The sequence below is a fragment of the Pseudoalteromonas sp. B62 genome (assembly GCF_037162565.1).
Classification (GTDB): domain Bacteria; phylum Pseudomonadota; class Gammaproteobacteria; order Enterobacterales; family Alteromonadaceae; genus Pseudoalteromonas; species Pseudoalteromonas fuliginea.
On record NZ_JARLVB010000002.1, the window covers coordinates 36459 to 58647 of the forward strand.

The following is a 22189-nucleotide window of genomic DNA, read 5'->3' on the forward strand; positions in this document are numbered from 1 at the left end:
ATTGCTGCTCGAGATGGATTTATTATCCAGAGTTCAGGTTATTTAAATATTTCAAAAAATTGCTCCACTGTATACCTTAAACAGCATTGCAATTAAATCGTGTTTTAATAGTCAACATTAATACCAATCCGTATAAACCTTTAAATAATCTAAACGGACTGGTATTACTTACTTTAGCTAAACATGTCTTTCACATCGTCAAGCATATCGTTGTATTCATCACTCGAGAACAGATCCATGGAAGGGATAACCCCTTTTTCTATATACACTTGTAAAGCAGCTGACTTATCAGAAACCTGGAGTGTTCCTTCTAAAATAGCGCCAATACGAATGAAATCGACATAACTTATTTGTTCTAACTTATAACTCGGATCAGCCCAACTTAAAGCGACATTAGAAAATTCTTCAGGAAACTCCCAAGCACACATGATAGAAGAACCAATTTTCCCACTAAGCTTTTGAATTGCATGAGCTAAAAAGCTCGGGTTAGCAAATACTTCAGGATGACGCTCAGCTTCAGTTAAAATAGGTAACACACCAATGTTATAAACCAATGCAGCTAGAGTGATTGAATCGCGATTTAATGAAGTATGTTTATTATTTTTTAAGTAAAACTCCATGAGTGTTATCGAATGACTCGCAACCGTTAATGTTTTTTGCCAAGCTTTGCCCATGTAGCCTTTAATTATCTCGTTATTAGATACAAATAATTGCTCCATAGCCATTGCTGTTGCAATATTTTTAATTTGACGAAGTCCAATACGTGTCACTGCTTGTTGTAAATTGGATACTTTTACAGAGCGCCCCATAATCGCACTATTAGCTACTTTTATCATACGAGCAGAAAGCGCGGGGTCTTGTGATATCACATCTGCCATTTGCATCAAATTGACATCAGAGTTATCAGCAGCTTGGCGAACCTTTACAGCAACTTCAGGTAATGTAGGTAAAACGAGTGTATCGTTATTTATTCTATCGACTAAAATTGTTAATAATGCATTTTCTGTAGACATAGATCTTTCATCCTTTTGTTCTTCGATTGCAATGCAACTGCAAACTTCGACAATTAATTTTTGTAATTTTCATAGTACAATTAGTATTGTCTAACTTACCGTTAAAGTTAAGAAAATTATAGAAGTTTATTCCTTATTCTATGTCTTTTATCGCAAGGGCTTGTCTTACAACGCCTAACACTTGCTATTTACCATTTAGTTTTGCTTTAATGCAGTCACTATAAGCAAACGTTTATATGTATTTAGCTACTTAGCTGGTGCATAAAAATTATTAAACTTACTTTTCAAACAGGCAACATAATGATCTTAAATAAAATTAGCCAAGCAATTATGCTCTCTGGTGTCGTTTTTCTTAGTGCATGTTCTGAACAAGCGCCGTCTTCTACCGACAACACAGCCGTAGAGCTTGCTCAAAAAAGCAGTGCACAATCAGGTCCTAAGCTTATTAATGCAGATAAACAACGTTTAGATATTTACACCGACTTTAGTCTGCAAAGTGATTTATCACACCTGAGCGACAACCAACGAGCGATGGTAGCAAAGCTTATTGACGCTTCAAAAGTAATGGATGAGTTATTTTGGAAACAAGCATTTGGTGATAATAAAGATGCTTTTTTAGCAAAATTAAACGATGAAAAAGTACGTCAATTTGCCGATATAAACTATGGCCCATGGGATCGTTTAAATGGCGATAAAGCATTTTTATCCAGCTATAAAGAAAAGCCACTTGGTGCACAGTTTTACCCTGCTGACATAACCAAAGAAGAATTAAATAATGCAGACGTAAAAGACAAAACAGGGCTTTATTCTGTAATTAAGCGTGACGAGCAAGGTAAGCTTTATAGCGTACCCTACTCAAAAGAATACGCTGCAGAACTTGCAAAAGCAGCTGATCTTTTGCGCGAAGCCAGTAAGCTCGCCGATGACAAAGAATTTGCTAGTTACTTAAACCTACGCGCTGATGCTCTGCAAAAAGATGACTTCCAAGTCTCTGACTTTGCATGGATGGACATGAAAAATAACCCTATTGATGTGGTTATTGGTCCTATAGAAACTTATGAAGATCAGTTATTTGGTTACCGCGCTGCTTATGAATCTTACGTACTTATTAAAGATTTAAAATGGAGTGAACGCCTAGCTAAATTTGCAGCATTTTTACCTGAGCTTCAAAAAGACTTACCCGTTGATGCTAAGTACAAACAAGAAGTACCAGGCTCTGACGCCGACCTAAATGCATATGATGTTGTTTACTACGCTGGGCATTCAAATGCAGGCAGTAAAACAATCGCAATTAACTTACCAAACGATGAACAAGTGCAGCTAGAAAAAGGAACTCGTCGTCTACAACTTAAAAATGCGATGCGTGCTAAATTTGATAAAATTTTAGTGCCAATTTCAGAGCAGCTAATTGTACCAGAGCAGCGTAAACACATTACTTTTGATGCATTTTTTGCCAACACTATGTTCCATGAAGTGGCTCACGGTTTAGGTATTAAAAATACAATCACAGGTAAAGGTACTGTTCGTCAATCATTACAAGAACACGCAAGTGCACTTGAAGAAGGTAAAGCCGATATTTTAGGTCTATACATGATTGAACAGTTACTTAAAAAAGGCGAAATTACTGAAGGCACTATTGAAGATTATTACACGACCTTCATGGCAGGTATATTCCGCTCAGTTCGTTTTGGAGCATCAAGCGCGCATGGTAAAGCAAATATGATCCGCTTTAACTTTTTTGCTCAAGAAGGTGCTTTTTCTAAAAATGGAGCAGGCTTATACCGCGTTAATATGGAAAAAATGAGCATTGCAATGGCCAAGCTTTCTCGCTTAATTTTAACCTTACAAGGTGATGGCGATTATGAAAAAGTAGATCAACTAATTGCAACGCATGGCGACATTAAAGAAGAACTTGCTAAAGACTTAGAAAAACTAAGTAAAGCTAATATCCCTGTAGATGTAACATTTAAGCAAGGTAGGGAAGTACTAGGGCTTAAATAAGTTTAGTTAAACTTAGTTAAACCCTAAAAAAGCGTTGCAGCTTAAAACTGCAGCGCTTTTTTTAGCTCTGTGATTTGTAGATCTGTATAAGGCACTGCTGGGTGCTTACCCCAAATTGGCGCAGGCCATGCAGCATCACTCGTAAAACGCGAAATATGATGAATATGCAATTGCGGCACCATATTACCTAAAGCAGCTATGTTTAATTTATCAGGTTTAAATACATCCATTAATAATTTACTTAGCTTGGCTGACTCTTTTAAATAAACAATTTGATCATCCTCAGATAAATCAATTATCTCTTTTAAGTTAGCCTGCCTAGGCACTAATACAAACCACGGATACAAGCTGTCGTTCAATAAAAGTACTTTACACAACGGCCAATCGGCAAGTTCTATACAGTCGCGTTTAAGCTCTGGCGCTAATTTAAATTCAGGGTTAGTCATTGTTATGTCCTACTTTGTCTTTAATAATTGCCACTTTATAGCATTTAGTTGCAGTTGCACACGCTTGGCTTTACCATTCAAAGCAATATTTATAAAAGCGAAGGCAACCTTGTGCTAAAAAAATAAAACATCTTTCACTGGCCCTGCCATTAATGGTTGGCACCCTTGCTGTTCAAGCAAAACCTTTATCGCTGGAGCGTATTTTTGACGATCCAAGCTTGTCGGGTAAGTCGCCTGTGCAACTTAAATTTTCGCCTGACGGAAGCCGTGTAACTTACCTACAAGGCAAAAGCGATGACTACAACCGCTACGATTTATGGGAATACAACCTAAAAGATAACACCAATCGTGTGCTAGTTGATTCGGCAAAGTTATTTTCAGGCCCAGAAAACCTATCAGATGAAGAAAAAGCACGCCGCGAACGCCAACGTATTTTTGGTAAAGGCATACTTGAATACAAATGGTCTAAAGACGGTAAAGCACTTTTGTTCCCACTCAATGGCGACCTTTATTATTACGATTTAGCCTCAGCTAAAAGTAAAAAATTAACCGACACTGAAACATTTGAAACCGATGCACGCTTTTCACCTAAAGGTAACTACGTATCGTTTATTCGAGAGCAAAACCTATTCGCTTTAGAGCTTGAATCAGGTAAAGAAATTCAGCTTAGTAAAGATGGCGGCGGCGTAATTAAAAACGGCATGGCCGAATTTGTTGCTCAAGAAGAAATGAGCCGCATGACAGGTTACTGGTGGTCAGGTGATGAAACTAAAATTGCCTATACCCGCGTTGACGAAACCCCAGTAAAAGAAGCTATCCGTAACGAAATTTACGCTGATGAAGTTAAATTATTTAACCAGCGCTACCCGTTTACAGGTACCGATAACGTAAAAATTCAACTCGGTGTGGTTAAGCTAAACGATCAAAAAGTAGATTGGATTGATTTAGGTAAAGATGAAGACATTTATATCGCGCGTGCTAAATGGCTAAAAGATGGCAATACATTGTCGTACCAATGGCAAAATCGCTCGCAACATAAATTAGAGCTGCATTTTTATAACAGCGAAACTAAAGTCCAAAAAGTAGCATTAACCGAAAACAGCGAAACGTGGATTAACCTACATTTTGATCTTGCGTTTTTAAAAGACAAAAAACATTTTGTATGGGCATCTGAGCGCGACGGTTTTAAACACTTATATCTGTATCGCACAAACGGTCAACTTGTTCGTCAAATTACCTCTGGTGATTGGGCTGTTGATAGCTTAAAAGGCATTGATGAGAAAAAAGGCATTGTGTACTTTGCTGGTCGAAAAGATACACCGCTTGAAAGCCATTTATACAGCGCGCCTTTATTTAAAAAAGGCGATGCCAAACGTATTACCGAAAAAGGTCAGTACCATAATGTTGTGCTAGCAAAAGACAATAAAACCTTTATCGATAATAGCTCGTCTGATAATAAACCAAACTCAGCAGCGCTTCGTAAAGTAAACGGCGAATTTATTACCTGGCTTGAAGAAAATAAGCTAGATAGTAGCCACCCCTTACTCCTTATTTAAGCGACTTAACAAAACCAGAATACGGCACAATTAAAGCCGATGATGGCCAAGTTATGCATTACCGTTTATTTAAGCCTAGCAACATTACTGATGGCAAAAAGCACCCTGTTATTGTTAACGTATACGGCGGCCCGCATGCTCAACGAGTTACGAATAGCTGGCGCAGTAAAAACTTGTACTTTCAGTACATGGCGCAACAAGGTTATGTCATTTTTCAACTGGATAACCGTGGTTCGTACAACCGTGGTAAAAAGTTTGAAGATGCTATTTATAAAAACTTAGGTGTGGTTGAGGTTGCCGATCAAATTAAAGGCGTAGAGTTTTTACGTACCCTTGATTACGTAGACCCACAACGCATTGGTGTTTATGGCCATAGCTACGGCGGCTACATGGCACTTATGACTATGTTTAAAGCGGGCGATTACTTTCAAGCCGGCGTATCAGGTGCTCCAGTAACCGATTGGGCTCTATACGATACGCATTACACAGAGCGTTATTTAGGTCACCCCGATACAAATGCTAAAGGCTATGAAGACAGCGCAGTATTTCCATATGCAGATGGCTTAAAAGGCCCATTAATGATTTATCATGGTATGGCTGACGACAACGTATTGTTTACGCATTCCACTAAATTATTTAAACAACTGCAAGATAACGAAAAACAGTTTGAAATGATGACCTACCCTGGCTCTAAACACAGCCTACGTGGGAAACAAGTGCAAACACACTTACATCAAACCATAACAAACTTCTTTAATCGTCATTTTGATGTTAAATAGATGAGTTAATATTAAAGGTAGACTAAAGGCTGATTGAAAAATCAGCCTTTTTTTGTTTTATTAGCGGCTAAGCCTAGATTAAATACACTTTTTAGCTACGCTTATTCTAAGCACTTAATAGTGCAAACTCATAAAGGATAAATGTATGCTTAATCTTCGTCGTTTTAGTATTTTCCAGCGTTTTGCCATTTTAGTAGGTATTGTTATTTTTGGCTTAATTGTATTGAGTATTTCGAGCTTAACTCATCAATACAATGCCCTTAAGAACGAACAATACCTTAAAACACAAAATGTAGTAGAAACCGCGTATAGCATAATCGATCACTTTTATGAGCTTGAACAAAACAAAGCGCTTACGCAAAAACAAGCTCAATCCCAAGCGATACAAACTATTCGTGCACTTAGATACGATGAAACTAATTATTTTTGGATTAATAACTACCAACCAGAAATGGTAATGCACCCCATAAAACCAGCACTTGAAGGCAAAAGCCTAATCAATAATAAAGATCCCGACGGGAAAGCACTATTTGTTGATATGGTAAATATAGTGAAAAAAGATGGCGAGGGTTTTATACCTTATAAATGGCCAAAACCAGGTAAAGATAAACCCGTTGAAAAAATTGCATTTGTTAAAGGATTTAATCAGTGGCAATGGATTGTTGGCTCTGGTGTTTACCTTGATTCAATTGATACCGCATTTTCAGAACAACGAAACCTAATTATTCTCAATGCTGTTGTAATGATATTAGCCATTATTTTACTTAGCTATTTTATTGGCAAAAGTATTCTTATCCCAACACGTCTTGCAGCCGATATGATGAAAGATATTTCTCAAGGCGAAGGCGATTTAACGCGAACTTTAAATGAAGAAGGCAACGATGAGATTTCTGAGCTTTCTAAATCATTTAATTCCTTTATATCAAAAATGCGTGAATCACTTACTAATGTTTCACAAAGTGTACGAGACGTTAATGAGCACGTTCATACTGTTGACGAATCAAGTAAAACAAGTCAATCGTTCATCGAATTACAAAACGACAGCTCTACTCAAGTTGCCGCCGCAATGGAGCAAATGACTCACCAAATACATGATGTAAGCCGTAATGCGGAAGCCGCAGAACAGGCTGCTAATGATGCAGCTAAAAATGCATCTACTGGTAAAAATGTTGTAGCTAAAACAATCACTGCCATAGAAACCCTTTCTAGCAATATAGAAACAGTGAGCCGTGTAACGGAAGATCTAGCTAACGAAAGCCATAATATAGGTTCTGTACTCGATGTTATTAGAAGTATTTCGGAGCAGACAAACTTACTTGCATTAAACGCTGCCATTGAGGCCGCTCGAGCAGGTGAACACGGCCGAGGCTTTGCCGTTGTTGCAGACGAAGTACGCACACTAGCGAGTCGTACGGGTAAAAGTACTGATGAAATTCAATCAATGATCACCAAGCTGCAAGAAGGTACTAAAGCAGCTGTTGAAGCCGTAAAAGCGAGCCAAACACTTTCCGTATCAACGGTTGATCAAGCATCATCTGCCAACACGTCACTTAACGAAATTGAAAGACTTGTATCAGTAATAACTGAAATGAACAGTCAAATAGCGCGTGCTACTGAACAGCAAACATCTGCAGCCGATGAAGTTAATTTACGTATTAATGACCTATCACATTCAACTGAACAGTCGTTAAGCAATACAAAACAACTTACCGATGCTAGTGATAAACTAAAACAAAGCAGCTCGGAGTTATCCAATGTTGTTAATCGCTTTAAGCTATAGTTTAAATATTGAACTCAGAATAAAAATCAGCCTCGAATCACATTTTAAATAGTGTAAATTAAAAGCCCCAAATTATGGTTCATAATTTGGGGCTTTTATTTATATATTGAGACCTGCTTATCTTTCCAGATTAAATTTTCAGCTGTATGTTTGGTAATTAAGCAAAGCAGTGCCTATTTATGGTATCTGGTTATTCTTCATAAATGACAAACGTACCCTACCCTTTGGCCTCATCCTACGTTACATATATAAGTAACGCAGGAGCAACTACCTAGCCCACTAGGTTAAAAATTTCGAGTCGTGATCAAACCGCCATTGGGTATAACAAATTTTAATCCACAAAGGTCAACAGGCCTTAAATTTTATAAACAGTAACGAGCAAACAAGCTAGTTACTGATGCCGCAGTTGGCTTACCGTGCTGCCAATCACCACCTTCAACGCCACTACCCGCAATATCCATATGTACGTAAGGTAAAGGCTGTGTAGAGTCGTTACCGTGCTTATCTAGCCCACCAACAATAGCCATAAATGCCATTGGGAACTGATGCCCACGCGCAGTAACGGCAGATGCTGCGTTATTGCTAGATAAAACATCGTCAGCTAGCGTACGTGGTTTAATAAAGTCGTAGTCTTCACGTCGTGAACGCGATACTTCAGCGCCATCGGCCCACAAATCTCCAAGGTCAGCGATTTGACGTGAAACACCAGCACTACGAGCTGGACCATTTTCAACATACGCACCGTATGGACCCATTGCGCGAGCTGCATGACCCGTTAATGTAGCTACAGTAAATAACGTTGGATTAACCTCAGTTTTAGCTAAATCTTTCATTTCGCTAAGCAGGTCGCCCATTGCTAAACGCCCTTCTGCATCGGTATTACCAATACGTACACGAACACCTTCACGGCTAGTAATAATTTCATCTGGTACAAAGCAATCCGAACCAATAGAGTTACGAACAACGGCTAAGTACGATACCACTTTAACGCCTTTAGGTTGATAATCAGCAACGGCTTTCATAAAGCCAGCAACAGATGCTGCGCCGCCTTTGTCACGACTCATGCCAGCCATATATCCGCCTACTTTTAAATCGGCCCCACCTGTATCGTATACAAGGCCTTTACCAACAAACATTAGGGTACGAGTAATTTCACCCTCTGGTACATATTCAAGCTTAACAACACGTGGGTGATGGCGCTCAACTGCATACGATGCGCGAGCAACAGTGCTTAACATTGGGTAATTTTTATCAATAGCTGCAATATCATCGATTATATCAACCGCAATGTTTGAGCCTTTAAATAAATCAACACAGTAATCTGCGAAGCGCGGTGGAGCCATACGTTCAGGTTCAGTACCGCATAAATCACGCGCAGCATATTGACCAGCAGCAATTGCATTAACGGCTTTAATTGTTTGCTCGCTAGCACCCACTAAACCAATACTTGTTATCGGTTCAATACCTTCACCATGAAACTCACGCGCTTCTAATGGCTGCCATAATGCTTGGCAAGCACCTAAATAAGCAACTTCCAGCGCATGTTGGTAACGGCTATCGCCATTTAAATTTGGTAAAAATAATGCAGGGTTGATACTACCCGATGCTTTCGCTTCGTTGATTGCAAGTTTAGCTGCATCAAAATAACGGCGCACATCATCATAATCTCTGTTTAGTGGGCCGGTTGGCGCAAGTACTACACGCTTATTTTCAATCACTAATAAAATAACTTGCTTACCAATGCGAGAATCTACTTTTGATTGTGCTAAAACAGCATCACGTAGCGAATTATTTGGTAATTGAGAAAAGTCATCACTAATAATGATTAATGCATCATGTGATGTGGATTCAAGGCTAGCACTTACTGGCTGAGCCAATACGGCTTTTGGATATGCCATAAATAAAGGTCCTGTTAAAAAACATAAGCCCCTATTATCGTCGATTTGAATATTGAAGACCAGCAAGCTGCGATAAGTGTTTAGTTTAATCCACTTTTTAGTGGCAACTTGCAATTACAGGCTTTACAGCTTAATCGAGAATACTAAGTTGGAAGTTTTGATCTGGTTGATTTTTAATACCCACCCCAATACCTAAAAGCCTGACCGGTTGCTGCACACCTCGCTGGAAAGCTTTAGTAAGTAGTTGTGTAAAAACCTCAGTATTTAATTGGTGATAAGCCTGATCCGCAGAGGTTACTATAAAATTCGCAAATTTAACCTTAACGCTCAGTTTATTAATCCGATTTTGTAATTGTTGTTTTTCCAAGCGCACCTTTAACTCATCTAACAACGTAGGCAACTGTTCTAGGCATTCTTGTAAGCTGGTTTTGTTATACTCATAGGTATGCTCAACACTTAGCGACTTTCTAATACGATTAGTAGATACCTTACCGACATACTCACCTGCACATTTTTGGTAAAGCGATACGCCAAAATTACCTACATGCTGTTGCATCCAATTTACGCCTTTTTCGCGTACATCTTTACCTGTATATAATCCTTTTAAATTGAGTTTTTCGAGCGTTACTTTACCGACACCCGGAATTTTACCCAGAGGTAACTGTGCTAAAAAATCATCCACCTCATCAGGTAATACAACAAACTGACCGTTAGGCTTGTTTTCATCACTCGCTATTTTGGCAATAAATTTAATAGGAGCAATACCAGCGGATGCAGTAAGCCCTGTAGCATTATAAATATCAGCTCTTATTTGCTGCGCAATAAGCGTAGCACTGCCTTTACAAACGCTACTATCAGTTACATCAAGGTATGCTTCGTCAAGAGAGAGTGGTTCAATTAAGTTGGTGTAACGATTAAATACTTCACGTATTTGATTTGAAGCTTCTTTATAAACAGCCATGCGCCCAGGTACAATAACTAAATCAGGGCATAATTGTTTTGCATGATAATTAGACATAGCTGAGCGCACGCCATACTCTCTGGCAATGTAGTTGGCTGTAGAAAGTACACCTCTACGACTATTGCCACCAATAGCAAGCGGCACATTGGCCAGCTTAGGATTATCGCGCATCTCAACTGCCGCATAAAAGCAGTCCATATCTATATGAATAAACTTTTTCATCACCATTACAACACTGTTTATTTATACAGCCATTATTGTTTAATCATTATTAATAAGCAAGCTCCTAAACTCTTATTAATCGATTTATTATGGTGGGTTCAAGTTTAGTAAACTCGTCATACATAAAAACAGCGCACTAATTACCTTGAGGTCATATCGTCATATTGATAATCTAGTGCTTTAAAATAAAGAGTTAAAGTGCATGCAAACGTTTAAAGATCAGCACCCTATTCATACTGACATTACTGTAGCGTGGGCCGATATGGATGCCCTTCAACACGTAAACAATGTGGTTTACCTGCGTTACTTTGAAATAGCCAGAATCGACTTTTTAAATAAAATAAACTTATTTGATACAATTAGCCCAAGCGGCATTGGCCCTGTTATAAGCGAAAATAATATTCGTTATAAGCGCCCTGTTACTTTTCCAGATACCCTTACTGTAGGCGTCACTATTTCTGACATTAAAACAGACCGATTTATGATGAATTATACAGTATTTAGTCACGCACAAAATGCCATAACCACAACCGGTAATTCGAAAGTGGTTATGTTTGATTTTGAAACAGGTCAAAAAGCCCCTATTTCAGAGCCTCTTTTATCGGCTTTAATTAGCTACGCTCAAGACGAGCAATAAGGAAATTTTATGCAATACAGTCCACTAGGAAGCAGTGGTGTTAATGTTTCAAGAGTATGTTTAGGTAGCATGACCTGGGGAATGCAAAACACCCAAAGTGATGCAGATGAACAAATAGCCTACGCACTTGCTCAAGGCGTAAACTTTATTGATACAGCCGAAATGTACGCAGTTCCTCCATCACCCGATACCTATGGTAAAACTGAGCAAATTATTGGTAACTGGCTCTCTCGTAACCAACAAAAGCGCGATAAAATTGTACTTGCAACCAAAATTGCTGGTAACGGCTTAGCATGGGTTCGCGATGGCGGTAATATTACTCGCCAAACTGTTATAGAGGCGGTTGATGAATCACTAAAACGCTTGCAAACTGACTACATAGATTTATACCAATTACATTGGCCAAACCGCTCTACCCCACACTTTGGTAGACAATGGCCAGGTATGCTTAAATTTACCGACGTAAACACACAAGAACATCAAGCTGGCATGCTGGATATTTTAGAAGGTTTAAACGATTGTGTTAAAGCAGGTAAAATCAAGCACTGTGGTTTATCTGACGACACACCTTGGGGAATAAGCCAATTTTTAAACCTGTCAAAAGAGCATAATTTGCCGCGCATAGTATCTATTCAAAACGAGTTTAGCTTAGCGCATACCAAAGATTGGCCGTATCTAATAGAGCAATGTGTTCACGAAGATATTGCCTACTTACCTTGGTCGCCTTTAGCGGCAGGTTTATTAACGGGTAAATACTTAAATGGTGCTCGGCCAGAAGGCTCTCGCTGGACCTTTATGCAACGTAACGGTATTTTTAGAGATACACCAAACGCAGAGCAAGCAACCAAACAGTATGTTGAACTTGCGCATGATCACAATATTTCCCCTGCTCAACTAGCTCTTGCATGGTGTAATCAAGTAAACGGTGTAACGTCTTCAATTATTGGCGCAACAAATATGGCGCAATTAAAAGAAGATATTGATGCATTTGATATCACGCTAAGTGACGACGTACTTACAAGTATCGATGTTACTTTTAGGAACAATCCAATGCCCTATTAATACAAACCTAAACAGGTAACTAAATCACGTTTAATTACCTGTTTAATTGTCCAGTTAACTTACACTCCATTGCTGCTCAAGTAAGCATTGCTCATTAGCGTAAAGTCTGACTGTGAACACACTTTCGGCAATCACTTCACCTACGCCTGACGGCGTACCTGTCATAACCACATCACCATCTTCTAGGCTCATAAATTCACTAATTTCGTGTAAAATTGAGTCAGGGTTATGCAGCATAAAATGAGTATCGCCTTGCTGAATTACTTCATTATTAATTTTAAGTTCAAATGTAAAATGCTTCATCGCATCGGTTAGCTCTACAAAATCACTTAAAATAACCGAGCCATTAAATGCTTTAGCGCGCTCCCAAGGTAGCCCTTTATTTTTTAATTTACTTTGCACGGTACGCTTAGTTAAATCAAGGCCGAGTCCAACACCTGCAAATTTTTTATTTTTAATTACAAAACATAACTCGGTTTCGTAATGCAGCGTATCGCCGTTATGAGCTGCAAATAGCGTATTAGTAATCGCGCTATTTGGTTTGTTAAATAACACCATTTGATCTGGCGTTTCGTTGTTTAGCTCTGCAATGTGTGCGGTGTAGTTACGGCCAACACACACTATTTTTGTTGGCGTTAATTCTTCGGATACTAGCTTTATTGAATTCATATAAATAATGTCTCAGTTATTGGGCCTGTTGACCTTTCAGGATTAAAATTTGTTCAATCTAGGGGCTATTTAATCACGGCGCGAGGTTTGTAACCTAGTGGGCTAAGTAAAAACCGAGCAACAAAGAGTAAATAGCCCCTGGGCAGAACCCTTCGGGCTGAGGGATCCCCACTTTATCCAGCGGCCTCTTTTTGATAATTAGAAATAAAGTTTTTTAAACTTTTTTCTATATAGCTTTGTGTAATACGTCTCTTACATAGCTTTATGACTTGCTTGGCTAAGGTTAAAAATGAAAGAACTCGGCGATTCTTAACACTATTTGCTTGAAATTTTATATGCCACTTTCTTTTTTCTGCTTCACACCCTATAAACCATAACGCAGTGCTCGCTATTGTGGCTATCAAGCATAATATTCCTATTCTATTTATGCCGGTGCTTTTACTAAAACGCCACGAAAAACCATATCTCAAACTTTTGTCATCGCGGAAATTTTGCTCTATTTGCATTCTTTTACTATATAAACCAACTACTCGCTTACTCGTCATTGTATTGTCTGATGTCGCGAGTAACCATGGCTCTTTCGCTAAGTTTTGATACATTTTTGTATCTTTCGTAAATCTGCTTTTTCCTTTTCTTCCTTTATTTTTTCCATGATATACGTGTAAAAATGCATCGCATGCTGTCGGGCTGGACTGAGTTAGTCTTGCTTGACCTAACGCCTTTGGTATATCGCTGGCACCAGCCCTAAGTTGTTTTAATGTATGCCATTGTGATTGCATGGCTAGTTTACACTTCATTGAGCCTCTTAATCGACCTATCATATGCCAACCAAGTTCGCGTACTTTACTATACCAAGGCGTAAGAAAGCCGCCGTCTGTTACAATATAGACACTAGGATGTCGTCCAAGCACTTCATAAAGTTCATCTAAAAACAGGCTGTTGGTTGCTGGGCTATCAAAATTCTTCTGCTCAACAATCATGTTATAAATCACGATAGAGCGCCCATCCACAAGTAAGCTTGCTCGCAGTAAGTGATAGTCGTGACCACAGGCACCGCTCCAGTCAACGGCAATTGCAAGCATTGGTAAAGAGTCGATAATAGGATGAGCTAATGCTTTATAGATAGCGACCCTTTCATTGTAGAGGTGAGTATTTTTTAAGAAGCGATCAACGCGTTTTATTTTATGTTTTACATCCACAGCGCCAGACAAATTTCTGCCGATTTCAGTTAAGGTAAGTTTATTGCCCGAAATTAATGCATTACTGCAGCTTAGTAATGTTTTTACTCTGGCATTATTGAATGGCGCTAATGCATGTTTAAAGTACTTATGGCAAACTGATGTGTCAGGCATAGCAGTTGTGACTTATGTGGGTTGTGGTGATTTACATAAGATCATAAATTGCTGTGCCTGTCACGTTTTGGGGATTCGTCAGCCCTTCGGGCAGCACATATTTGGCATTTGTGCTACGTTATCGCCTATTTATGGGGAATAACCACACTACACAGGCTCTCCCTTACCTAAACACCAAACATACTGCTGCAAATTTAACCTCTAAAGATAAACAGGCCCTAACTAATAAGCGTTTCTAACAAGCTCAAATTAATAGGTTTAAGTAAAACTCGGTCAATATTTAAATCTTTTATTTCTCTAGGGTTAGGCTCTGCACCACTTACAATTACCAAGCGTAGCTCTGGGTAACGCTCGTTAATTTTCTGGCCTAAATCAATGCCACGCCCATCAGGTAAGTGCATATCTAACAATACTTTATTAAATTGCTGATCGTGATTGAGTATTTGTAAACATTGCGCGCAACTCGATGCAATCACGGTCTCTACACCTAAACTTTCTAAGAGTAGTTGCGTAATTTGCGCAGCATCGTGGTCATCTTCAACAAGTAAAAAACGCTGTTTTTTCTCGGTTAAACTTTTACTACTATTTATATTTTTAGGTTGTGGTGCGCTTTCAGGCGCCACTAAGTAATCTTGTAAACACTGGTACAAAACTGCACTGTCAACTGGTTTAGGGATTACATCGTTAAAACCAAGGGCTGCCAATTCCTCTCGAATGCCTTTCATCGTTGCCGCTGTAAGCGCAATTATTGGGCCTTTATAGCCCATTTTTCTAAGCTCTATAGTCGCTTCCTTGCCACCCATTACAGGCATATGAATATCAATAAAAATAATATCATATGGAGCTTTGTAAGCATCAGCAATACGCACTTTTTCAAGCGCTTGTTGCCCATGCTCCGCATAATCAACCCTTGCACCACAAGTACTAATCATGTGGCCAACCAACATGCGTAAATCGCGTAAATCATCTACCACTAATACACGTCCATGCACCTTACAAGGTGCTGATTTACTTTGTAATTGTGGGGCACTGCTAAAATTAAGTACCTGTCGTTCTACTTCACTAATATCTCCCGGATACACAGAAATAGTAAATGTAGAGCCTTTGCCAATTTCGGAGTCTAAACTAATGCTTCCTTGCATACGCGCTAATAACTCAGCGCATATTGCCAAACCAAGACCAGCACCACCAACAGAGCGCGATTCTACATCGGCAATTTGCTCAAACGGTTTAAAAATCAGCTCTTGTTTTTCAGGTGCAATACCCATACCTGAGTCTTTAATGCTAAAAAATAGCATTTCGCGCTCATCAACCCACTGTGTCCACGCATTAACAACTATTTCGCCTTTATCAGTAAATTTAACCGCATTATTTATTAAATTTATTAATATTTGGCGCATCCTTGTTGCATCTAGTTGTGCAACCAAAGGTAATGGCTGATGAGATTCAAAGCGAAGCGTAAGGCCTTTATCGAGCACAGACACACGCATTAATGTGTATACATCAGCAAGCATGCTATCGAGATTAACTTCACTTAGGGTCAGCTCTAGCTTATCGGCAGCTATTTTAGATAAATCGAGTACATCGTTTAACAAACTCAATAAGTGCTTACCGTTTCGATAAATAACACCTAGCTCATTTTCTGCTTGCTGACTAAAGTCGCTCTGCATTAAGAGTTCGGTGTACCCTAAAATGGACGATAGAGGGGTACGTAATTCGTGGCTCAAATGAGCTAAAAAGCGGTCTTTTGAGCGATTTTCGGCTTCGGCTTTTAAACGCTCTACTCGCTCGCCTTCAACATCTTTACGAGCAAGTGCATAACGAATAGCGCGTGCAAAACGGCTCGAGCTCATTTCTGTTTTTATTAAGTAATCTACTGCACCAGCATCAAGCGCCGCTGAATCTAATTCGTCGTTTGACTGCCCAGTAAGCATAATAATGGGTCCGCTAAAGCCATTCGCAATGGCTTCTTTTAATACATCTAATCCATTAGATGCACCTAGGCGGTAATCAAGCAGGCAAATGTCATGCTCATTTTTACTAAGCGTTTCAATTGCCTGCTCTGGGGAGCTAATCCATTGAATGTTAAACGTGTGTGAATCCAATTGGTCTAAATAGTCGCAGGTGAGTATGTAATCATCTTCATCATCTTCTACAAGCAGCAACTGAGTCACTTTATCTAACATAAAATCTCCTTTAATCGTTAAAAGTTGTCGGCAGCTCTACGAACTCTACCCAATACTTTCCTAGCGTTTTCATTAGCTCAACCAAGCCATCAAACGTCACGGGTTTGGTTATATACGATGCAGCGCCTAAATTGTAACCTTTAACCATGTCCTCTTCTTGTTTAGACGTAGTTAGAATAACAACCGGAATACCTTTCAAGTTGGGATTTGATTTAATTGCCTCAAGTGCCTCACGGCCATCCATTCTTGGCATATTTAGATCAAGTAATATCAATCCTGGTCGTGGCGACGCAGCTTTATCTTCAAATTTACCTCTGCGCTCTAAATATTCAAGTAGCTCAACACCATCTTCAACAAAGTGAAGCTCGTTAAGTACACGACTTTCAGCAAGGGCATCTTGTGTTAGCAAACGATCATCTTCATCATCATCAGCCATTAAAATAGTAATCGGTTTTACTTTTGAATAGGGCATTTAAGCCTCTCCTTGCAATGTGAAAAGCGCAGCTTCCACAGGTAGTTTTATAACGAAGGTAGCACCTTCACCGTCTTTACTTTGGGCTGTAATTGTTCCACCGTGACGCTCTACAATACGCCGACATACAGAAAGACCAATACCTGTCCCTTTGTATTGTGAACGACCATGTAAACGCTGAAATGGAACAAATATCTTGTCGGCATAGTCTTGTGAAAAACCAATGCCATTATCTTTTATAGTAATAACTTGGAAACTTAAATGCGTATTATGATCAGCACTAAAAATATCCTCATGCACATAACTAATCTTTATGTGTGGGCTTACATCCGGATGCCTAAATTTAACCGCATTCGACAATAGATTTAAAAATAGTTGCTGCATTTGGCTTTTATCAGCCTGAATAACCGGCAAGTCTTCTACATCTACTCGTGCATTAGACTCTTTTATCGCAATTTCTAAATCACTTAATATATCGCTTACCACTTCGTTTAAATTTGTATCAGCGAAGTCTTTACCGCGCGTTGTAATGCGTGAAAACTCTAATAGATCGTTAATTAAGTTAGACATGCGTTGCGCCGCATTTTTCATACGGCCAATATAATCCATCCCTTTTTCACCCAGTTCATCTTTAAACATGGTTTCGAGGCGGTCGCTAAAGGCTTGAATTTTTCGAAGCGGCTCTTGTAAATCATGACTTGCCACAAAAGCAAACTCTTCAAGTTCTCGGTTACTTCGGCTTAGCTCATCAGAATACAGGGTTAACTCTTGCGTACGCTCAGACACTTTACCTGCTAATGTTTCATTTTGATTTTCAAGTTCTAGCCTATATTGCGCCGCGTTTCTTAAATTAAGTCTGGTCATAATAAACATACCAATAATAAGCAAAGCACTTGTTATGGCTGTAATGGCAAAGGTAATTTTTGCCTCATTTTTTATTTTTGCTAATTTCGAAAAGTGACTCACCTTAAAGAGTAATTCACGGTCTTGAATTTCATTAATATGTTCACGAATTTGCTTATATAGGTCTCTACCGCTATGTGTGTTAACTATATTTAACGCACGTCGTTCTTTATCATCTAATGCAAGATTAACTGTTTTCTTTAATTCACGTATTTTACGCTCAACAAGCAGTAACAACTCAGCAATTCGCTCAGCTTGACCATCAATTTCAGAACGAAGTGACTTTACATGATTAGTTTGTGCTTCTAACTGCCCAATAGCATCATAATACGGTGTTAAATAATCATCTTCTTCTGTTAATAAATAGCCACGCTGCCCAGACTCAGCTTGCACTATTGACAAATGCAGTTGCTCAATTGCCGTCGTTAGCATGCTAGTGTTGTCTAAACTCTTTTGGGTTTGCGTTAACCCCTGAATAGTATTTAACGCCAAAAAAGCATTACCCACAATAATACTTAGTACTACGACTATAAAAGCGGCCCATGTAACATTCGCTTTACCTTGCTGTTTTTGCTTGCTCATAGATGTTTAAATGCCTTAGTTGAATTTACTAACCGTTATTATGCTCTGTAATATTTTGTAAACTCTCACTGCACTGCTGACAGTTTAAAATTATTTTATCTAGGGCCTCGAGTGCCTTTTGTTTGGGCATATCGTTTTCCAACACTAATTTAATTAGCTCCGCATTCATTGAGATTCTATTTAACGGGGCTCTTGCATCATGAACTAATTTATTAAGCATTTTAGCTTCGTTATTTTCTTCAGACACTCTATTTCCTTTTATTTAACCTGAACTTAAATTACTTGTATTCACCAATCCCACCGTACGCATTAAGGCGGTTATAAAGTGTTTTTGTACTAATACCCAGCATTTGGGCTGCAAGCGTTTTATTACCTTGCACTTTATCAAGCGTGGCATGAATAAGTTCTTTTTCGACTTCTTCGATTGTTTGCCCTGCCGATACCTGCTTTTCAGCGGTTTTATTATTGACCCGAGAAAAAGGTGACTCTAAATTATCAGGCAGTGTAATTTCACTTGATTGCGGATCGCTCATAATAAATGCACGATGTATCGCATGGCGAATTTCACGAACGTTACCCGGCCATTCATAATTTTGCAGCTCTTTTAACTGTTCACTCTTCCAACTAAATGAAGTGCCATTTTCATCATTTAGTTGCTCTAAAAAAGCTTTAGCTAAAAGGGGAATATCTTCTTTACGATCGCGAAGTGGCGGTATATCGATAGGAAAAACAGCCAGCCTAAAATAAATATCTTCACGAATTACATTATTTTGCGCTAAATCTATAAGCGAGCGATTCGTCGCCGAAATAACTCGGCAATTGGTGGGTATCTCTTTATTTCCACCAACACGCGTTACTTTTTTAGTTTCAAGTACACGCAATAAATTTGGCTGCATATCAATCGGCATTTCAGTTACTTCATCTAAAAATAAAGTACCGTCGTTAGATTGTTCAAACACACCTTCCTTGCGCGCTATAGCACCGGTAAATGCGCCTTTTTCATGGCCAAATAATTCACTACCAATTAACTCTTTTGAAAGCGCACCACAGTTACTTGCAACTAATGGACCTTCGCACTGGCTAGCGTTATGGATAGCCTGAGCGACCACTTCTTTACCTGCGCCACTTTCTCCCATTAGCATCACGTTAGCATTTGTTTTAGCAACACGTTCAATCATAGTGTAGAGTTTTTGCATTGGCTCTGATTCACCGATTAAGCTACCAAAGTGGCGCGTAATACCACTGGGTTTTACTTTTTTAGCTGTTTTTTTAGGCCCATTTAAAACCAGCTCTAAGTCTTCTCGCTGTAATGGTTTTAATAAATGCCCAACATTAGGCTCACACATTTCAGCTAAAATCCCCTTAACTGAAGGATGGCCCGATATAAGTGTAATTTTTGGAGATTGACCAATCATTTTCAAATGATCAAGTAGGTGTAAACCGCTGCCGTCAGGTAACATAAAATCAAGCAGCACATGGTCAAAAGTATTATTTTCAAACCATTGGTGTGCTTCTTTTAAACTGGTTGCGGTGTTTATATTATGGCCGAGGAATTCGACTATGTGGCAAACAACGTCACTAAACTCAACGTCATCATCAACTAAAAGTATGTTTAACATGATAAATCCCTATGCTTTTTTATTATTCTACGCACCTTAAATACAAATTTAAAGTCACGCCTAGAATCTAGTAACCCGAATTAACTTAAGTGATTCACTGCGTTTATATTACCAACTAAATATTTACGTATGCTTAAAAAAATCGATCACTAGGCGTGGTAATATTTCAAGATTGAATTTTTTTAATCTCGAAAAAGTGAACACACCCTAAAAAATAATTAAAATCGTTTCTATTTATACAATGGTAGCAACTGTTATCATTACAAACTTAAAAAGGAGACGAAATGCAGCAATTAAAAACCTTGATTCACTCTGGTATTAATATTAATGAAGGCACTATTTTTACCCGCTTAACAGCCCGTGCCATTGTTACTAAAAATAATAAAATACTTTTAATGTATACAAATCGTTATGAAGACTACAGCCTGCCAGGCGGTGGCGTGGATGAAAGCGAAAGTATTGAACAAGGCTTAATTCGCGAACTAAGCGAGGAAACCGGTGCACAACAAATAAGTGTAGTTAAAGCTTTTGGACTCTATGAAGAGTATCGCCCTTGGTATAAAGAGGACTTTGATATTATCCATATCAAATCATATTGCTACGTCTGTAATATTGCCGACGAGCTGGGTAAAACACAACTAGAGCATTACGAACAGCAAAATGGAATGACCGCTAAATGGGTTAATATTAGCGATGCAATCGCACACAACGAACGCACGTTAGCAAATAGTGAAAAGCAAGGGTTATCGATCCTTCGTGAAACCTATCTACTCAAAAAGATTGCTAAACAACTTTTTTAATTACGACTCACGCTTAATTACTTATACGCCCTTTTACCTGCGTAGCTAACATGCGTTCAACTATTTACAGCTACGCATTTATACAGACCATTTTTGCATTAATATTTGTGTAATCTGAGCTGCGCTAATGTTCTCTCTTGGAATGTATTTTTGACCACACCACAAAGGTGAAAAGCCACTACCACCTAGCAATTCAGCTCTACTTCTTAAAGCCGTTATTGCAATACTTGCGTAAGGAAATGGTGGCACATGTGCAGGTATTGCACCAAGCTCTTGCATAACGCGATTACAAACGCCTCTCGCAGCACGACCTGAAAACAACGTAGTAAGCGCGGTACTATCTTTTTGTTGAGCTAAAATAGCATCACGATGAAGCTTTGACGTAGTTGCCTCATTACAGAGTAAATACGCACTGCCAACTTGTACCCCTGATGCGCCTAATGTTTGCATATGTGCTACATCATCCTCAGTTGCAATTCCACCAGCAGCAATTATAGGAACTGATACGTGCGCAACGCATTCTTGCACTAGTTCAGCCGTACTTTTATGCAAACTTAAATCCATAGATAAAAAATGACCACGGTGTCCGCCCGCTTCTAAGCCTTGGGCAATAACAGCATCAGCACCATTATCAGCAAGCCATTTAGCTTCCTCAACAGTTGTTGCGGTAGAAATGACTTTTGTTCCCCAGCTTTTAATTTGTTCAAGCAAAGAAGGCGCAGGTAAACCAAAATGAAAACTCACCACGGCAGGTTTATAAGGCGCAATAATATCGATAACACTTTGATTTATTGGCTGTCGAGAAGCTTCGTCCGTTAAACTACTTTCAGCAATAGCGTATTCATTAAAATAAGGGGCTAATAATGAATGCCATTGTTGTTTTTGCAGCTTTGTATATTGCAAGGTTGAATGGCAAAAAAAGTTAAGATTATAAGGTTTACTGGTTGAGCGGCTAAGCAACTCTAGCTGTTCGATAAGCTGCTGATTAGAAAGCATCGCACATGGTAATGAGCCAAGCCCACCAGCCTCACAAACACTCGCAGCTAAGTTGGCATCTTGCACACCTGCCATAGGCGCTTGTATTAGCGCAACTGAAATATCAAAAAGTGTCCGTATCATTTTATTCTCCATGTAATTTTTTCTGCAACTTGCATTATTTACAGAACATATCAGAAAACTAACTAAATAAAAAATAAGCACACTCACAAATAAAAACAAAAAACTACAAATAACAATAGGTTACACTTAATT

At 38.9% G+C, this 22189-nt stretch carries 17 protein-coding genes and 1 pseudogene; 6 read left to right on the forward strand and 12 right to left on the reverse strand.

Translation table 11 applies throughout. From position 1 onward, the window contains the following. Positions 1–173: 173 nt before the first annotated feature. On the reverse strand, positions 174–1013 hold the full coding sequence (locus P4S71_RS04465) for an HDOD domain-containing protein (RefSeq protein WP_337150193.1): 840 nt from the start codon (positions 1011–1013) through the stop codon (positions 174–176). Positions 1014–1313: 300 nt separating this feature from the next. On the opposite strand from P4S71_RS04465, the gene P4S71_RS04470 reads away from it, so the two are divergent. Next, a complete protein-coding gene (locus P4S71_RS04470; protein WP_337150194.1) occupies positions 1314–3014 on the forward strand; it encodes a dipeptidyl-peptidase 3 family protein in 1701 nt (566 codons plus the stop codon). Positions 3015–3055: 41 nt separating this feature from the next. Here P4S71_RS04470 and P4S71_RS04475 read toward each other — a convergent pair whose 3' ends face one another. Beyond that, a complete protein-coding gene (locus P4S71_RS04475; protein ID WP_337150195.1) occupies positions 3056–3460 on the reverse strand; it encodes an HIT family protein in 405 nt (134 codons plus the stop codon). Between the two features lie 152 nt (positions 3461–3612). Here P4S71_RS04475 and P4S71_RS04480 point away from each other — a divergent pair. Continuing rightward, positions 3613–5795 (forward strand): annotated as a pseudogene (locus P4S71_RS04480) (DPP IV N-terminal domain-containing protein). 145 nt (positions 5796–5940) lie between these two features. Beyond that, positions 5941–7575 carry a methyl-accepting chemotaxis protein gene (locus tag P4S71_RS04485; protein ID WP_008137536.1) on the forward strand — a complete coding sequence of 545 codons (1635 nt, stop codon included), beginning with the start codon at positions 5941–5943 and terminating at the stop codon, positions 7573–7575. Between the two features lie 362 nt (positions 7576–7937). Here the strand turns inward: P4S71_RS04485 and P4S71_RS04490 are convergent, their stop codons facing one another. Next, on the reverse strand, positions 7938–9473 hold the full coding sequence (locus P4S71_RS04490) for a M17 family metallopeptidase (protein ID WP_337150196.1): 1536 nt from the start codon (positions 9471–9473) through the stop codon (positions 7938–7940). A gap of 130 nt (positions 9474–9603) precedes the next feature. Further along, positions 9604–10656, reverse strand: coding sequence for a DNA polymerase IV (gene dinB / locus P4S71_RS04495; protein ID WP_033016120.1), 1053 nt, complete (start codon positions 10654–10656; stop codon positions 9604–9606). Between the two features lie 202 nt (positions 10657–10858). Here dinB and P4S71_RS04500 point away from each other — a divergent pair, with 202 nt between their 5' ends. Both P4S71_RS04500 and P4S71_RS04505 read left to right on the forward strand, forming a co-directional pair. After that, complete coding sequence (locus tag P4S71_RS04500; RefSeq protein ID WP_008137540.1) at positions 10859–11293, forward strand: acyl-CoA thioesterase; 435 nt, start codon at positions 10859–10861, stop codon at positions 11291–11293. Between the two features lie 9 nt (positions 11294–11302). Beyond that, a complete protein-coding gene (locus P4S71_RS04505) occupies positions 11303–12355 on the forward strand; it encodes an aldo/keto reductase (RefSeq protein ID WP_337150197.1) in 1053 nt (350 codons plus the stop codon). A 54-nt stretch (positions 12356–12409) separates the two neighbouring features. Here P4S71_RS04505 and P4S71_RS04510 read toward each other — a convergent pair whose 3' ends face one another. From P4S71_RS04510 to P4S71_RS04540, 7 genes are all read right to left on the reverse strand, one after another. After that, complete coding sequence (locus P4S71_RS04510) at positions 12410–13024, reverse strand: fumarylacetoacetate hydrolase family protein (protein WP_007377035.1); 615 nt, start codon at positions 13022–13024, stop codon at positions 12410–12412. A 173-nt stretch (positions 13025–13197) separates the two neighbouring features. Beyond that, positions 13198–14376 carry an IS4 family transposase gene (locus P4S71_RS04515; RefSeq protein ID WP_050484169.1) on the reverse strand — a complete coding sequence of 393 codons (1179 nt, stop codon included), beginning with the start codon at positions 14374–14376 and terminating at the stop codon, positions 13198–13200. A gap of 218 nt (positions 14377–14594) precedes the next feature. Continuing rightward, positions 14595–16562 (reverse strand): response regulator, encoded by a 1968-nt coding sequence (locus P4S71_RS04520; RefSeq protein WP_337150198.1) that lies wholly within the window; start codon positions 16560–16562, stop codon positions 14595–14597. Between the two features lie 10 nt (positions 16563–16572). Beyond that, positions 16573–17034, reverse strand: a complete 462-nt coding sequence (locus P4S71_RS04525) for a response regulator (RefSeq protein WP_337150199.1) — start codon at positions 17032–17034, stop codon at positions 16573–16575. Further along, positions 17035–18519, reverse strand: a complete 1485-nt coding sequence (locus P4S71_RS04530) for a sensor histidine kinase (protein ID WP_008137547.1) — start codon at positions 18517–18519, stop codon at positions 17035–17037. Positions 18520–18547: 28 nt separating this feature from the next. Continuing rightward, positions 18548–18739 (reverse strand): histidine kinase, encoded by a 192-nt coding sequence (locus tag P4S71_RS04535; protein ID WP_033016122.1) that lies wholly within the window; start codon positions 18737–18739, stop codon positions 18548–18550. 58 nt (positions 18740–18797) lie between these two features. Beyond that, positions 18798–20138: a sigma-54-dependent transcriptional regulator gene (locus P4S71_RS04540; protein WP_007377040.1), complete on the reverse strand. Its 1341-nt coding sequence runs from the start codon at positions 20136–20138 to the stop codon at positions 18798–18800. 284 nt (positions 20139–20422) lie between these two features. On the opposite strand from P4S71_RS04540, the gene P4S71_RS04545 reads away from it, so the two are divergent. Continuing rightward, positions 20423–20938: an NUDIX hydrolase gene (locus P4S71_RS04545; protein ID WP_096793649.1), complete on the forward strand. Its 516-nt coding sequence runs from the start codon at positions 20423–20425 to the stop codon at positions 20936–20938. 78 nt (positions 20939–21016) lie between these two features. Here P4S71_RS04545 and P4S71_RS04550 read toward each other — a convergent pair whose 3' ends face one another. Beyond that, a complete protein-coding gene (locus tag P4S71_RS04550) occupies positions 21017–22057 on the reverse strand; it encodes an NAD(P)H-dependent flavin oxidoreductase (protein ID WP_033038008.1) in 1041 nt (346 codons plus the stop codon). Positions 22058–22189: the final 132 nt, after the last annotated feature.